The organism is Streptomyces sp. NPDC048637, from assembly GCF_040650675.1.
Classification (GTDB): Bacteria; Actinomycetota; Actinomycetes; order Streptomycetales; family Streptomycetaceae; genus Streptomyces.
Map to the genome: position 1 here is coordinate 390,004 of NZ_JBEZHQ010000004.1, position 14,780 is coordinate 404,783.

At 71.1% G+C, this 14,780-nt stretch carries 18 protein-coding genes; 10 read left to right on the forward strand and 8 right to left on the reverse strand.

Going from position 1 to position 14,780, the window contains the following annotated elements; genetic code table 11:
- Positions 1-103 precede the first annotated feature (103 nt).
- A complete protein-coding gene (locus AB0C46_RS09110) occupies positions 104-559 on the forward strand; it encodes a pyridoxamine 5'-phosphate oxidase family protein (protein WP_362826939.1) in 456 nt (151 codons plus the stop codon).
- A 105-nt stretch (positions 560-664) separates the two neighbouring features.
- Complete coding sequence (locus AB0C46_RS09115; protein WP_362826941.1) at positions 665-1,153, forward strand: hypothetical protein; 489 nt, start codon at positions 665-667, stop codon at positions 1,151-1,153.
- An 18-nt stretch (positions 1,154-1,171) separates the two neighbouring features.
- Here the strand turns inward: AB0C46_RS09115 and AB0C46_RS09120 are convergent, their stop codons facing one another.
- The 5 genes from AB0C46_RS09120 to AB0C46_RS09140 form a co-directional block, all read right to left on the reverse strand.
- Positions 1,172-2,038 carry an amino acid ABC transporter permease gene (locus AB0C46_RS09120; protein ID WP_362826942.1) on the reverse strand — a complete coding sequence of 289 codons (867 nt, stop codon included), beginning with the start codon at positions 2,036-2,038 and terminating at the stop codon, positions 1,172-1,174.
- Positions 2,035-2,679 (reverse strand): amino acid ABC transporter permease, encoded by a 645-nt coding sequence (locus AB0C46_RS09125; protein ID WP_018090409.1) that lies wholly within the window; start codon positions 2,677-2,679, stop codon positions 2,035-2,037. The genes AB0C46_RS09120 and AB0C46_RS09125 overlap by 4 nt, the downstream gene beginning before the upstream one ends.
- 19 nt (positions 2,680-2,698) lie before the next feature.
- The gene (locus tag AB0C46_RS09130) at positions 2,699-3,628 is read right to left on the reverse strand and encodes a glutamate ABC transporter substrate-binding protein (RefSeq protein ID WP_362826944.1); all 930 of its coding nucleotides are present in this window, start codon (positions 3,626-3,628) and stop codon (positions 2,699-2,701) included.
- A 14-nt stretch (positions 3,629-3,642) separates the two neighbouring features.
- On the reverse strand, positions 3,643-4,386 hold the full coding sequence (locus AB0C46_RS09135) for an amino acid ABC transporter ATP-binding protein (protein WP_362826946.1): 744 nt from the start codon (positions 4,384-4,386) through the stop codon (positions 3,643-3,645).
- 186 nt (positions 4,387-4,572) lie between these two features.
- Positions 4,573-5,013, reverse strand: a complete 441-nt coding sequence (locus tag AB0C46_RS09140) for a DUF6278 family protein (RefSeq protein ID WP_208680284.1) — start codon at positions 5,011-5,013, stop codon at positions 4,573-4,575.
- 215 nt (positions 5,014-5,228) lie between these two features.
- Here AB0C46_RS09140 and AB0C46_RS09145 point away from each other — a divergent pair, with 215 nt between their 5' ends.
- Positions 5,229-7,046 carry an SGNH/GDSL hydrolase family protein gene (locus AB0C46_RS09145; protein ID WP_362826947.1) on the forward strand — a complete coding sequence of 606 codons (1,818 nt, stop codon included), beginning with the start codon at positions 5,229-5,231 and terminating at the stop codon, positions 7,044-7,046.
- 72 nt (positions 7,047-7,118) lie between these two features.
- Here the strand turns inward: AB0C46_RS09145 and AB0C46_RS09150 are convergent, their stop codons facing one another.
- The 3 genes from AB0C46_RS09150 to pcaC are packed head-to-tail and all read right to left on the reverse strand — an operon-like array spanning position 7,119 to position 9,888.
- Entirely contained in the window at positions 7,119-7,904 is a 786-nt protein-coding gene (locus tag AB0C46_RS09150; protein WP_362826949.1) for an exodeoxyribonuclease III, read from the reverse strand.
- A gap of 38 nt (positions 7,905-7,942) precedes the next feature.
- On the reverse strand, positions 7,943-8,584 hold the full coding sequence (locus AB0C46_RS09155; protein WP_362826951.1) for an MBL fold metallo-hydrolase: 642 nt from the start codon (positions 8,582-8,584) through the stop codon (positions 7,943-7,945).
- Between the two features lie 20 nt (positions 8,585-8,604).
- On the reverse strand, positions 8,605-9,888 hold the full coding sequence (pcaC, locus tag AB0C46_RS09160; RefSeq protein WP_362826953.1) for a 4-carboxymuconolactone decarboxylase: 1,284 nt from the start codon (positions 9,886-9,888) through the stop codon (positions 8,605-8,607).
- A 470-nt stretch (positions 9,889-10,358) separates the two neighbouring features.
- Between pcaC and AB0C46_RS09165 the strand changes: the two genes are divergently transcribed.
- The 7 genes from AB0C46_RS09165 (at position 10,359) to AB0C46_RS09195 (ending at position 14,744) form a co-directional block, all read left to right on the forward strand.
- Positions 10,359-10,958, forward strand: a complete 600-nt coding sequence (locus tag AB0C46_RS09165; protein WP_362826955.1) for a hypothetical protein — start codon at positions 10,359-10,361, stop codon at positions 10,956-10,958.
- An 82-nt stretch (positions 10,959-11,040) separates the two neighbouring features.
- Positions 11,041-11,319, forward strand: coding sequence for a hypothetical protein (locus AB0C46_RS09170; protein WP_362826957.1), 279 nt, complete (start codon positions 11,041-11,043; stop codon positions 11,317-11,319).
- Positions 11,316-12,029, forward strand: coding sequence for a DUF317 domain-containing protein (locus AB0C46_RS09175; RefSeq protein WP_362826958.1), 714 nt, complete (start codon positions 11,316-11,318; stop codon positions 12,027-12,029). Before AB0C46_RS09170 ends, AB0C46_RS09175 begins: the two co-directional genes overlap by 4 nt.
- Before the next feature lie 200 nt (positions 12,030-12,229).
- The gene (locus tag AB0C46_RS09180; RefSeq protein WP_362826960.1) at positions 12,230-12,877 is read left to right on the forward strand and encodes a hypothetical protein; all 648 of its coding nucleotides are present in this window, start codon (positions 12,230-12,232) and stop codon (positions 12,875-12,877) included.
- 103 nt (positions 12,878-12,980) lie between these two features.
- Positions 12,981-13,451, forward strand: a complete 471-nt coding sequence (locus AB0C46_RS09185; protein WP_362826961.1) for a hypothetical protein — start codon at positions 12,981-12,983, stop codon at positions 13,449-13,451.
- Between the two features lie 35 nt (positions 13,452-13,486).
- Positions 13,487-14,284, forward strand: coding sequence for a tryptophan synthase subunit alpha (trpA, locus tag AB0C46_RS09190; protein WP_362827023.1), 798 nt, complete (start codon positions 13,487-13,489; stop codon positions 14,282-14,284).
- A complete protein-coding gene (locus AB0C46_RS09195) occupies positions 14,277-14,744 on the forward strand; it encodes a hypothetical protein (RefSeq protein WP_362826963.1) in 468 nt (155 codons plus the stop codon). Before trpA ends, AB0C46_RS09195 begins: the two co-directional genes overlap by 8 nt.
- Positions 14,745-14,780 lie beyond the last annotated feature (36 nt).

The following is a 14,780-nucleotide window of genomic DNA, read 5'->3' on the forward strand; positions in this document are numbered from 1 at the left end:
GCTCCGCCCGGGAAACCCGGCGACCCGGACGCCCGGTCGTACGACCTGCGACGTACCGCTCCGGGCCGAGGCGGCACCGGCGCGTGATCGATAACCTCCTGGCATGACGGGTTACCCACCGGCGCGCGAGGCCGGTCAGCGGAAGCGGGATGCGCTCAGGCGGCTGGAGACGGACGAGGATGCGTGGGTGTCGTCGGCGCCCGGCGAGGGCCCGCCCTGTCTCGTGCCGCTGTCCTTCGTCTGGCATGACGAGCGGCTGTGGATGGCCACCAAGGCGAAGAACCCGACGACCCGCAACCTCCGGGCGCAGGGGGCGTGCTGGGTCGCCCTGGGACCTACCCGCGATGTGGTGCTCATCGAGAGCACGGCGGAGGTGATCGCCTCGGACGGTCTGCCGGACGGCGCCGGGGAGGCCTTCGTCAAGAAGCTGGGCTGGGATCCGCGGGGGCGGGATGCCTGGGTGTTCCTCGTGTTCCGGCCGCGCCGGGTGCTGGTGTGGCGCGAGGTGAACGAGCTGGCGGAGCGGGAGTTGATGCGGGACGGGGTCTGGCGGGTGTGAGGGGCCCGAGGAGTGGGCGGCCGGGCCGGGCCGGTTCGTCCCGGACGGCCTGGTCCCCTCCGTCCGCGGCGTACGGGACGTGCCCCATGGGGAATGATCAAGGGCATGGGGAAATCCGATCCGCACCCGCACCCGCACCCGCACCCGCACCCGCATCTGCCCACGACCGAGTCCGCCGTCTGCGCCCTCCGTGACCTCGCGGCCGAGTACCACCGCGAACTGACCGTCACGGACGACATCGGCGCGGACCGGGCCTCCCGCCGCACCTCCGCCGGGCCGTTCACCGTCCTGGACCCGGACGGCTCGCTGCCGCACGAGGCCTTTGCGGAGCTGGGCGGTTCGCCCGCGGTCACCGTCCAGCTCTTCCCCGAGGACGATGCGAAAATCACCGTGGACGGGGTGGAGTTCGCCGATGTCCCCCGGGATGCGGTGCCGGCGTTTCTGCGGTCGGTGTACGGCGGTCTCGCCCACGTCAAGGGGCGGCTCTTCCCGCCGGGCGAGTGGCTGGTCGTGCCGCTGCCCGGCGATGAGACCTACAAGGAGCTGATCTTCCGCGGCGCCCGCACGCCCTGGCTCGCGCGCAGCGCCCGCTGAACCGGGGGTGCCCGGCCCTCAGGCCGGCGGCTTCGGGCGGCCCCCCGGCAGCAAGGTGCCCGGTTCCGGGGCGGCCACCTCGACGGCCTCGACCTTGGGGTTGCGCTTCTGCCGCTTGGAGACCCAGTTGGCCAGCCAGGACAGCAGCATGCACATCCCGATGTAGATCGGCGAGATGATCATGACGACGGGGATGAACGGCAGGTCGTAGTCGAGGTTGGACGCGATGAGCTTGCCCGCGTGCAGGAACTCCTCGTAGGTGATGAGGAAGCCGAGTGAGGTGTCCTTCAGGGCGACCACCAGCTGGCTGATGATCGCCGGGAGCATCGCCCGGACCGCCTGCGGCACCAGGACATGCGTCATGACCTGGGTCTTGCGCATACCCAGGGCGTAGGCGGCCTCCCGCTGGCCGCGGTCGACGGAGTGGACTCCGGTACGGAAGACCTCGGCGAGCACCGAGCCGTTGTAGAGGGTCAGCCCGGCGACCAGGGCGGGCAGCGGCTCCACCTTCAGCGCGACATAGATGAAGAAGATCATGACCAGCACGGGCATGGCCCGGAAGAACTCCACCAGCAGAGTGCACACCCAGCGGGCGATCCGGTGCTCGGAGAGCCGGCCGGTCGCGAGCACCGCGCCGAGTGCCACCGACAGCACCGCCGCGAAGGCGAAGGCCTTCAGGGTGTTGCCCAGGCCCCGGAGCAGGAGTTCCTGAATTCCCGTGTAGGTGAAGGGAGTCCACTTCGCCGCGACGAACTGGCCGCTGGCGAAGAGGAGATAGATGATCCAGGCGATCAGCCCGAGGATGACGACCGTCCCGCCGAGGCCGTAGAGCCGGTGCCGCTGCCGGGTCCGCGGGCCGGGGACATCGTAGAGAGCGGTGGTCATCGGGCGACTCCGAAGCGCTTCTCCAGCACGTTGAAGATCGCGCTGATGGTCAGGGTCACGAGCAGATAGCCGACGGCGATCCAGACGAAGGTCCAGATGATGCTGTAGCCCATCTCGTTGAGCGGCTTGTAGACCCCGAGCAGTTCGACGACGCTGAAGGCGCCGGCGATCGCGGAGTTCTTGGCGAGCGCGATCAGCGTGGAGCCGATGGGCGGGATGACGGACCGGAAGGCCTGCGGAAGGACGATGTCACCGAGGGTCTGCGGGAAGGTCATGCCCAGACTGCGGGCCGCCTCGCCCTGCCCGACCGGCACGGTGTTGATGCCGGAGCGCACCGCCTCGCAGATGAAGGCGGAGGTGTAGCAGCCCAGCGCGAGGATGGCGAAGAGCTTGAAGGGCAGGACCAGGCCGAACCGCGGCAGCCCCAGCACCACGGCGAAGAACAGCAGCGTCAGCGGCGTATTGCGCAGCACCGTCACCCATGCCGTGCCGAAGGCCCGCAGCGAGCCGACCGGCGCGACCCGGAACGCGGCCATCAGGAAGCCGAGCGCGAGAGCGAGCAGGGAGGCGTAGACGGTGAGTTCGACGGTGCCCAGCAGGCCCTCCCCGTACAGGGAGAGATTGTCCAGGAGAACGTTCATGGGTCAGTTCCTTGCCGGCTCAGGTCGCCGGGTAGCGGTCGATCGGGGGCGGCTTGGGGGCGGGCACTCCGGACAGGCCGAGGGTCGCGTTGTACGCCTTCCGCCAGAGCCCGTTCTTCTCGCCCGCGGCGAGGGCGTCGTCCAGCGCGAACCGCAGCGCGTTGTCACCGCGCGGGACGCCGATGCCGTACGGCTCCTCGGAGAACGGTTTGCCGACCACCTTCAGCTCGTCGGGCACCTTGGCGGCGTAGCCCAGCAGGATCGCGTCGTCGGTGGTGACCGCGTCGACCTGGTAGGTGAGCAGGTTGTCGACGCACACCGAGTAGGTGTCGTAGGCGACCAGCACCGCCCTGGGGTACTCGGCCTGGATGCGCTGGTACGGCGTCGAGCCGGCCGCCGAGCAGACCCGTTTGCCGGCCAGGTCCTGCGGTCCCTTGATGTCGTTCTCGTCGGTGCGCACCAGCAGCGACTGGCCGGCCATGTAGTAGGGGCCGGCGAAACCGACCAGCTTCTTGCGTTTGTCGTTGATGGTGTACGTGCCGACGTAGAGGTCGATCTGGCCGTTCTGCAGGGCGGTCTCGCGGTTGGCGGAGGCGATCGTCTTGAACTCGATGGTGCGGGGCGGGAAGCCCAGGGCCGCGGACATCATCTTGGCGATCTCGATGTCGAAGCCGGTGTAGAGGCCGGAGGCCGGGTCCTTCTCGCCCAGGTAGGGCTGGTCCTCCTTGACCCCGACGATGAGATGGCCGCGGCGCTTGGCCGCCACCCAGGTCGGGGACTCGGGCAGGGAGAAGTTCTTGGCGACCGGGTACTGGGGCAGTTCGCTGCCCTTGGGGCCCTTGACCGGCGGGCTGCCGGCCCGGCCGCAGCCGGCGAGGGCCAGCGCGAGCACGGTGAGCGCGAGCGCCACGAAGGCGCGGCGCAGGGGCGAGGAGTGACTGTGCGGCATCGCGACGCCCCCGTTCAGTGCTTGAGGATCTTGGAGAGGAAGTCCTTCGCCCGGTCGCTGCGCGGCGCGGTGAAGAACTCCTCGGGGGTGCGGTCCTCGACGATGCGGCCGTCGTCCATGAACACCACACGGTTGGCGGCGGAGCGGGCGAAGCCCATCTCATGGGTGACCACGACCATCGTCATGCCGTCCCGGGCGAGCTGGCGCATGACTTCCAGCACCTCGTTGATCATCTCGGGGTCGAGGGCGGAGGTCGGCTCGTCGAAGAGCAGTGCCTTGGGGTCCATGGCGAGGGCGCGGGCGATGGCGACGCGCTGCTGCTGGCCGCCGGAGAGCTGCGCGGGATATTTGTCGGCCTGGGAGGCGAGCCCGACCCGGTCCAGGAGTTCGCGGGCGCGCCGGGCGGCCTCGTCCTTCTTTTTCTTCCGGACCTTGACCGGCGCCAGCATCACATTGGCCAGCACGGTCTTGTGGGCGAAGAGGTTGAAGGACTGGAAGACCATGCCGACGTCGGCGCGCAACTGGGCGAGCGCCCGGCCCTCTTCGGGCAGCGGTCTGCCGTCCAGCTCGATGCTGCCCGACTCGACGGTTTCCAGGCGGTTGATGGCCCGGCACAGAGTGGACTTCCCGGACCCGGAGGGCCCGATGACCACGACCACCTCCCCGCGGCCGACGGTGAGGTCGATGTCCCGGAGGACATGGAGTTTTCCGTAGTGCTTGTTGACCCCGCGCAGTTCAATCAGCGCATCACCGGCCATATGCAGACCTGCCCACTCTCATCCGTACAGCGGAGAGCCCGCAACCTACCGGGGCGAATGGGGCACTTCCCCACTGACACGCACGCATGCACGGAGATGGGCGGAGATGGGCGGATAAATCAGGGTTACCGATGAACGTCCCCCGGGCCCGGTACGGGACCGCCACCCGGCACCTCGACGCCGGTATCAGGCCTCGGAGACCTCCGCACAGACCTGGGACAGTTCGGGTACGCCGGTGTCGGCCCATTCATGGCCCGCCGCCACCACATCGATCTCCCGCCCGGACGCCAGCCGGACCACCGGCTGTCCGTCCGGCCAGACATGCCAGACGGCGCCGCGCACCGTGCGGACCAGCACCGTACCGAGGTAGAGGCCGGCGTCGTTGCCGAGCCAGGGCAGCACCTCCGGATCGTCCCGCCATACGGGCTGGAGCTGGTCCAGCAGCTCCAACGAGCGCACGGAGTCGTCCAGTTCCACGCCTGCCGTGGCCGCCTGGGCCCGGAGCAGCTCGCACTCGGACAGCAGCTCGACGACGCTCTCGGGGTCGGCCCGCACCGACTCCGCGAGCGGCACGGACCGGTGCGCTCGCTGACGCTTGCGCCACTTGTCCAGGAAAGACATGTTCATGTTGCGCAGGGTCCCACCCGACCTGCGGACGCGGCCACAGGCGCGCGGCGCCATCGTGCCCCGTTCGTCACCTTGACGCTCCCCCCTCGTCTCCCTAGCTTCATGGCGCTCGGATCGGATCTGCGGGATCCGCAGAAGCCTCTGCCCCTCGCGGGACCGGCCTGGATCGCAGCGCACCACCTGCCCGTTGGCGCCATCCGGAGGGATACGGACCGATGCGTGTACGACGATGGGGCACCGCCCTGACACTGCTGCTCACCACGACCACACTGCCGGCCACCGGCCCCGGCACGGCCACGGCCGCGCCGGCCGGCCCGGCCCGGACTCCGCACCGCCCGCTGCCCTTGGCGAGACACTTCGACAACCGGGCGGTCAGTGACAACTCCGCACCCGGCGCGGCCGACTTCGACGGTGCGGGCCGTTCGCTGTCCGCCCAGGACCTGGCGGCGGCCGGCTGGTCGCCGGGGAGCGCCCTGACGCTCGACGGTACGCGGCTCGGCCTGCCGCGTACGGCACCCGGCGCGCCGGACAACGTGGTGGCGGACGGCCAGGCGGTGGCGGTCCGCGGCCGGGGCGGGGCGCTCACCTTTCTGATCACCGGGACGGGCGGCGCGGCCTCCGGCACCGGGACCGTGCACTACCGGGACGGCTCCCGCAGCAGCTATGAACTCACCGCGCCCGACTGGCGGTCGGGGCCACTGAGCACCAAGGCGGTGGCACTGCCGCACCTCAACACTCCGGACGGACCGTCGGACGGGCCGGCTCGGCTGTACGCCGTGACCGTTCCGCTGCGGGCCGGGCGGGAGGTGGCCTCGGTGGTGCTGCCCACGGCGGACGGGGCGGCGGGCGCGCTCCATGTGTTCGCGGTGTCGGTACGTGACACCGGGCGCCGGACCGGGAGTTGGGCGGCGAGCACCGCGGGCTACCGGGCGGTCGGGCCCTGGACGGACCGTACGCTGCGGCTCGTCGTGCACAGCGGCGCGGGCGGGCCACGGGCACGCATACGGCTCGCCAACACCTTCGCGGCCGGACCGGTGGACATCGGGGCGGCCAGCATCGCGGTCCGCGGCACGGGGGCGGCGGCGGACCACGGGCCGGTACCGCTGACCTTCGGGCAGGGGCACAACGGGACCCGGATAGCGGCCGGGGCCGAGGCGTTCAGCGATCCCGTGGACTTCGCCGTTCCGGCCGGCACCGATCTGCTGGTGAGCATCCATCTGCCGGGGACGGTGACAGCGGCGCCGGTGCACCAGGAGGCGGCCCAGTTGTCGTATCTGAGCGCGGCGGGCAGCGGGGACCGCACCGCGGACGCCGGGGGCGCGGCCTACCCGGAGACGCTGGCCGTCTGGCCGTTCCTGACGGGGGTCGAGGTCGAGGGCGGCCCCGGCTCGATCGTGGCGCTGGGCGACTCGATCACCGACGGGGTGCGGTCGACGAGCGGCACCAACCGGCGCTGGCCCGACGTACTGGCCCGCCGCTTCCAGACGCAGCACGCGCTGCCCCGCTACGGCGTGCTCAACCACGGCATCTCGGCGAACCGCATCGTCACCGACCGCTACCCGGGCGACGGGGTCAGCACCGACACCGGCGGGGTCAGTGCCCAGCACCGGCTGGAGCGGGATGTGCTGGCGCAGCCTTCGGCGCGGACGGTGGTGGTGTTCGAGGGCATCAACGATATGCGCTGGGGGACGTCGTCCGACGAGGTCATCGCCGGTCTGCGGGCCCTGGCGCGGCGGGCGCACGAGCGGGGGCTGCGGGTCGTGGTGGCCACCGTCGTGCCCTGTGAGGGCTACCACGACTGCACCCCGGCCGTCGAGGCCCGCCGCCAGGCCGTCAACGCCTTCCTCCGCGCCAACACCGGCGCCGTCTTCGACGCGACCCTGGACTTCGACGCCGTGCTCCGCGATCCGCAGCGGCCCCAGCGGATGCTGCCCGCCTACGACAGCGGCGACCATCTCCACCCGGGCGACGCGGGCCTCAAGGCCCTCGGCGAATCGGTGGACCTCCGGTCGCTGGTACCGGGGCGGAGCTGACGCACCGGTGCCCGTCGCACGGGAGACGGGCGGCAGGCCCCGGGGAGTGACCTCGGGGCCCTGCCCTGCCACTCAGCCCTGGACGTCGAGATCCACCACGACCGGGGCATGGTCCGAGGCGCCCTTGCCCTTGCGCTCCTCGCGGTCCACATAGGCGTCCGAGACGGCCTTGGCGAACGGCTCGTTGCCGTAGACCAGGTCGATGCGCATACCGCGGTTCTTGGGGAACGCGAGCTGGCGGTAGTCCCAGTAGGTGTACGGCCGGTCGTACTTGAGGGGCCGCGGGACGACGTCCGCCAGGCCCGCCTCGCGCAGGGCCGTCAGGGCGGCGCGCTCGGCGGGGGTGACATGGGTGGCGCCCTCGAAGACGGCCGGGTCCCAGACATCCTCGTCGGTCGGTGCGACGTTGTAGTCGCCGAGGACCGCGAACGGGCGGGCGCCCGCCGCGTCCCCGGCGACCGCCGTCTTGAGCGCCTCGAACCAGCCGAGCTTGTAGGCGTAATGCGCATGGCCGACCTCGCGGCCATTGGGGACGTACACCGACCACACGCGGGCCGGGCCACAGGTCGCCGAGACGGCCCGCGGCTCCTGCACCCCTTCGTAGTCCGGACCGCCGGGGAGGCCCATGACGACGTCTTCGAGCCCCACCTTGGACAGCAGGGCGACACCGTTCCATCGGCCGTTGGCGTTGACCGCGGCCTCATAGCCGAGCTCGCGCAGCTCGTCGCGCGGGAACTGCTCGGCGGTGCACTTGGTCTCCTGGAGGCACAGCACGTCCGTGCCGGTGCTCTCCAGCCAGGCCAGCAGCCTCGGGAGGCGGGCGGTGATCGAATTGACGTTCCAGGTCGCGATGCGCATGTCTGTAAACCTACAGCGAGGGACTGACAGTCAGGCCGTCAGCCGAGTGCGGTGCTGGTGCCGGGGACCAGCCGGCCGTGATCGGTACCGCCCAGCTTGTCGATCATGGAGTCGTAGATCGGGCGGGCATGGTCCTGGAGCAGGCTGTCGTGGATGTCGATGGCCCGTTGGGGCGCGACCTCGCGGACGTAATCGATGATCTCGGCGACCTTGTTCCAGGGGGCGTGGACGGGCAGCAGCAGAGTGTCGACCGACCGGCCCTCCGGGACGGTGAGGGCGTCGCCCGGGTGGAAGACCGCACCGCCGTCGATCAGGTAGCCGACATTGGTGATGCGCGGGATGTCGGGGTGGATGACGGCGTGCAGCTGGCCGTGCACCTCCACCTCGAAGCCGGCGGCGCTGAAGGTGTCCCCCTCGCCGACCGTGTGCACCCGGCCGGGGAACGCGGCCGACAGCTGCTCGGCGACGCTGGCCAGCGTCCAGATCTCGGCCGCCGGGTTGGCCTCCATGCCCGCCCGCAGCCGCTCCTCGTTGAAGTGGTCCATGTGCTCATGGGTGACGAGGATCGCGTCCGCACCGACGGCCGCGTCCGCTTCGCTGAAGACACCGGGGTCGATGACGAGGGCCCGCCCGTCCTTCTCCAGCCGGACACAGGCGTGCGTCTTCTTGGTGAGTTCCATGGGGCCATCTTGCCCCGCGCTCACGCCTCCGGCGTGGTCTCCTCCCGTATCACCCGCTGGGCGACGGCGAACGCGGAGTTGGCGGCCGGGACACCGCAGTAGACGGCGGTGTGCAGGAGTACTTCCTTGATCTCCGTGGGAGTCAGGCCGTTGCGCAGGGCCGCGCGGGTGTGCAGGACCAGTTCGTCGTGGTGGCCGCGGGCGACCAGCGCGGTGAGCGTGATGATGCTGCGGGTACGGCGGTCCAGGCCCGGTCTGGTCCAGGTCTCGCCCCAGGCGTACCGGGTGATGAAGTCGTGGAAGTCGCCGGTGAAGTCGTCGGCGGCGGCCTCGACCCGGTCGACATGGGCGTCGCCGAGCACCTCGCGGCGGACCTTGATACCCGCTTCGTAGGTGGCCCCGCGGACCTGCTCCGGCTGAGCGAGACCGGACTCTATGGCGGCCGGCGGCGCCTGCGGGGGCGGCGCGGGCGCGATCTGCGGCTTGGGGGCGGCGGCACCGATGGCGGTCTGGCCGCCAGGGCCCGGCTTGTCGTGCCAGGCGGTGCTGAAGTGCCGGATGAGGAGTTCGGTGACGGCCGAGGGCTGCTCGACGGGGACCAGATGGGAGGTACCGGGCACCAGCGCCAGGCTCGCGTCGGGGACGCCGGCGACGAGGGTGCGGGCGTCGGTGGTCGGGGTGACCTGGTCCTCAGAGCCGACGACGACGAGCGTGGGTACCCCGACCCGCCCCAGGGAGGACCGCACATCGTAGGAGGCCAGCGCCTCACAGGCGGCGATGTAGCAGCCGGGGTCGGTGGTCCGCACCATCTGGACGGCCCATTCGACGATCGCGGGCTGGGCGCCGGCGAAGCCCTGGGTGAACCAGTGCTCGGGCGCGGTGCGGGCGATCGGGTCGAGCCCGTTCGTGCGGATGACCACGCCGCGCTGGCGCCAGGCGTCGGCGGTGCCGTAGCGGGGCGAAGTGGACACCAGGGCCAGCGAGGTCACCTGGTGGGGGCGGGTGAGCGCCAGTTGGGTGCCGATGGCTCCGCCGATGTTGCAGCCGGCGTAGCCGAAGCGGTCCACCCCCAGGGCATCGAGGGTGGCGATCAGCCGGTCGGCCAGCTCGGCGACGGAGGACGCCGCATGGGCGGGCGAGCCGCCGTGACCGGGCAGGTCGAAGCGGATGACCCGCCAGTGGCGGGTCAGCTCGGGGATCTGCCGGTCCCACATATGCCAGGTGGTACCCAGCGCCGCGCCCAGTACGAGTACGGGGGCGTCGTCGGGACCATCGATCCGGTGCTGCAGGGTCTTCTCACTCACCCGGCCACGCTACCGGCTCTTTGACGCGGTCCTGACGCCCGGGTCAGGAAGAGCCGTCGGAGTGTGCCCGCCGGCCACGACCGAAGCGGAGTTTGCGCAGGTCAGGGCCTCTACCGCCTAGACGACGTGGACAATCGGATGACTCGGCTCGTCGTAGCTCACCATGATCCGCCGGGCCGGACGCCGGTGCCTTGCTCGTGATCAGGACCGGGGCGTCTTCTGTCCCATCAAGGCAGCCTTGCAGGGTGTGCAGATGTCTCACTTACCCCCTACGCGCTCTCAGATCTCAACACCCACCTGCACGCCGCCGCGCAGTCCCTCGACGAAGCCCACACCACGCTGCGCACGCCCACCCCGGCACGGCATCCGTCCGCCTCTGCCTCGCCCCCGGTGGCGACATCGGAACAGACCGCTTCACGCCGGGCCCGCTAAGCAGCCTCCACCCCACTCCCAACCACTCCTGGACCACCTTGTCTTTCCTGAACATCCCCGATGTGTTCATCGGCTCCACCGACGACGGGCACACCTTCGTCGTCCTCAACCGCCGTCTCCGCGACGCCGACCGCATGCTGACCGATGCCGGATTCCTCCCCCGTGAGCACCTCGGCCGCAAGCTCTACCTGCTCCCGCCGGGCCCGGCCCGGGACGCCCACGAGAGCGCCGGGGACGCCATGGACGGGCTTCTGACCCGCACCATCGACATCGTCGACCTCTCCTGGACAACGCGCTGGAACCCCGATACTCCCGAAGCCGACCCGGACCTCCGCTTCCAGTTCGCCAACGGCACCGTGACGGCGACAGCCGAGACCACCACCGCCCGCTCACTCCTGGAACAGCACGGCTTCACCACCGTGGACGGATCCTCCTACCAGCCGCCGCCCGGTCTGGAGCACGACGGCCTGCTCGGCGCCGTCACGGCCGCCGAAGCACATGCCTACACCCACGGCCTCACGGTCCACGTCGGCCTCGGCATCCCCACACCGATGGACATCCCGGCCGCGCCCCGCCCTGCATCACCTGTGGCTCCCAGCCCGCCGCCCGGTCCGGCGACCCGTCGCCGCCCGCGCTGATTCCCACCCCCAGCAGACGCCGCACAAGATCAACCGCACCCAGTACGAAGCACTGCACGAGCTGGCGAAGGGCGGAGCCACGATGCGGACACGAGACCTTCGCGCGCCCATCATCCTCACCCCCGACAACACCATCATCACCGCAGCCACGTTCCAGTCCCTGAACGAGCGCGGCCTGGTCCACCTCGACACCTCCGCTCCCCTCCACCGAGGCCGGCCCATCACCGTGACCGCCGAGGGACAGCGCGCGCTGGCTGAGTACCGGTCCCGCACCAGGGTGACCGCGGTGCCGGCCACCGGACCAACAGCCGCGGCGACCGGCATGCCCACGGTTGCAGTGAAGCGGGAGGTGCGCCGATGAGCCCGTACGCACACGACGACCGGGTCATGGTTTCGCCTCGGTACATGGCAGGCGCCGGCGACCGGATCGCCGACGTGATCGGCCCCCTCGTCCACCTCTTCGAGTGGAAGCACGAGCACGATGCCGCCACCGGGCACGTCACAGCCGACAGCCCCGACGGGAGCCTGTTCGTCGACTTCGCCCCGCTGCACCCGCTCGGTCGGTGGCTCACGGTGACCCACCATGAACCGTACTGGGAAGCCGTGTTCAGCAGGCAGGCGCCCCTGGAGGCGGTCGCCGCCGTCACCCAGGCACTGCCCCAGCTGATCGGCGATGCCCGTCACGCCGACCGCATCCCGATCACGGACATGCCGCTGAACCAGATCGCCGAGCTGAACAGCTGGACCGCCGAGGACAGCCTCCTCACCTCGCCCGACCTGTACTGCCGGCTAGAGCACACGCCCGGCGAGGAGATCACCTGGCAGGTCGAGCACGTCTACTTCGAGGGGGCGCCGCTGGCCACCTTCACGCAAGACACCCCCGAGTGCCTCGTCCGCAACTTCTTCTCCCACCTGACCGCGCCGATGGCGGTGGAGCGGGTATTCGCCGACATCCCCCTCAGCACACGCCGTGGGCACACCGCCTTGATCACACCAGTCCGTGGGACCGCAGTGAATCCCCAGGTCCATCACGCCCTCGCTCAGCTCGACCGCCCCGGCCGCCGTCGCTGACTCCCCCACCTTCCGGAGCCATCCTGACCGAGAAGACCACCTCCCTTGAGCCCGCCGAACAACTCCTCACGCTGGGCGCCGACTTCACCCGCTTCAACGACGCCCACATTCGGTTCGCGCTCAACGGTCCAAACCCCACCACCCTGCTGAACGCCCAGACGGAATCGGCACAACATCTGGCCCGGTCCGCGCTCACCATCGTGCACACCCTCAACGCCCAGCCGATGTACCACAGCCCCGCGATCCACGCGGTGTATGCACGCGTGCGCCAACTCGCCCAACTGGCAACCGATGCAGCCGACCATCTCCTCGATGCCGTCGACATCCTCGACAACACCCGCGCCGGGCTTCCCATTGAGATCGGCGACGACTTCCTGACCGTCCTGACCGAACAGCAGGCCCGCCAGGAGGCTAGCCGGCGCTTCACCCTCGTCACGAGCCTCACAGCGCTGGGCGCCTCGGACGCACTGGCAACCTCTGAAATCTTCGTCGCCGAGCGTCGCCGCCGCGGCTTCCTACCCGAATACCAGCCACCCGCCCTGTCCCACACTCAGGAGACCACGCTGCGCGCGGTGGCGCGCGGTGACGTGGCGATCACCAGCAACAAGCCCTACCTGCGCCGCGAAGACCTCCGCGTCAGCATCAGCACCATCCGCGCCCTGGAGAGCCGCGGCCTGGTGATGCGCGAGGACTGCCCGGACTGGTTCCGCGACGAGCGCGTCCACCTCACCGCAGCCGGGCGCCGCGACCTCGCCGCCTCCTTCGCCCGGCCCCGCCCCACCGCACCCGCCGCAACACGCCCACCCGCCCGACCAGCCGCGACCGCGGCACGAGCCGCGGCCCGCTGACCTCAACTCCCGGAGTCCCACGACGCCCTCCGACACTCCCACAGCACACGATCTCGCCCGAGCCCTCGCCGACCAGCTCTGCCCCGGCGCCGCACCCCGTGACGTGACCGTCAGCTTCGAAGCTCGCCGACAGGCTCCAGCCCAGTACCGCGACCGCGGCCGAGGCGGACCCGTCACGGGCGTCGCCCAGGCACTGCACGCCCACCTCTTCGGCCTCCCCGAGGAGGATGAGCCGCTGCCCACCGCCCTCGACGGGCTCTTGCAGGCCACGCACACCGCGACCGCTCCTGAGCAGCAGACCGCGATCCTGCAACAGCTCGCCGAGCAGCTGCGCAACGCCACCGAGATCATCCAGCGCTACCAGTACCGGGCCCAGTGGGACCGGCTACCCGACGACGTCGCCGAGCGGCTCCGTGATGCTCACGACCAGGCGCAGCAGGTCGCCCAGAGCCTCGACCTCGTCGCACCCGCCTTCAGCAGCCCTCCCGCCGCGCCCGCGCCGCCCGGCCCGCAACCGCGACACACCGCCGCACCGCCCGCGCTCCCGACTCCACTCGCCGGGCGCCGCCGCTGACCTCCGGCGAGAGCATCGCCGGGAAAGGCTTCCCCCTGACCACTGCCGATTCCCTCCACGCCCTCCTTGCCCAACCACGTTGCTCGCTGGGCGTGTTCGTTCCCGCCGGCCTCCATCCGTTGGCCACCGAGCGCCGTCACCTCGACCAGCTCGCGCAGGCAGATGCCGACCTGTTCGAGGTCGGCCTGGCCACCGAGAACGCCGTCCTCGACGGCCCCGTAATCCAGGCCGCCTACCACCGCGCCCTGCGACGCGGAAACGTTCTCGATGCCGCTGTCCGCGCCGTCGAGCATGCCGCCGGCCTCCGGCCGACCGTCGTGATGACCTACTGGGAGCCCGTCCGCCGTCACGGGCCCGAGCACCTGGCCCACCTGTTCGCGGATGCCGGTGCCGCCGGCGTGATGGTCGTCGACCTGCCCGCCCGCCATGCGGTCCGCTGGCACGACGCCGCACGGGCGGCGGGCCTTCGCACCCCCTGCCTCGTCCCGCGCACCACCCCCGACACCCGCCTCCCGGCCGCGGTCGCCGGCGCCTCCGGATGGCTCTACGCGCCCGCCAGCACGGCGCCCACCGGCTACCGCGGTCCGCTCGACGTCCCGGCGCTCGCCGACTTCACCCAGCGTCTTCGCGCCGTGAGCCCGCTGCCCGTGGTCTCGGGCGTGGGAATCTCCACCCCCGCCCTCGCTGCGCGCGTCGCCCCGGTCGTGAACGGCGTCGTCATCGGCACCCCCGTCGTACGTGCCCTGGCCACCGCCCCCGATCGAGCTGCCGACGTGACTGCCGCGTTCGCCCAGGCCCTGCCCACGCCCACCTCCACGGAGCCCCGTGCCTGATCGCCCCACCCCGGCTCAGACCCTCGACCGGATCACCGCCGACGCCCTGGCCCTGCACCGGGCCCTGCGCACCAGCACCACCGACCACGCGCACGCGCTGGCCACGTGGATCACCGAGACCCACGACCTCGCCGACACCGCCCTGTATCTGTTCCGCCACCTCGCACAGCTCAGGCCGCACACCACCTCGGCGGAGCTGCTGCTCCTCGAACGGGTCGCGCATATCGCCAAGGCCGCCCAGGACGCGGGCGCCGAACTGGCCGCCGCCCTTGCTCGCGCCGTGGAGAACCGGCGCCGCCGAGCCGACGCCGTCTCAAAGCGGGTGGTCCTCGTCGGCCCCTCGCCGCCGCAGTTCATCGAGTCGGCCACCGACCTCCTCGACCGCATCCCCGCCCTCTACCACGCCATACACCGCGACCGGCTGGTCCCGCCCAGCCCACTGACGCACCAGCCGCATTGAGGGCCTGCCCCCGTACCCCACTCCCAGGACAGACCA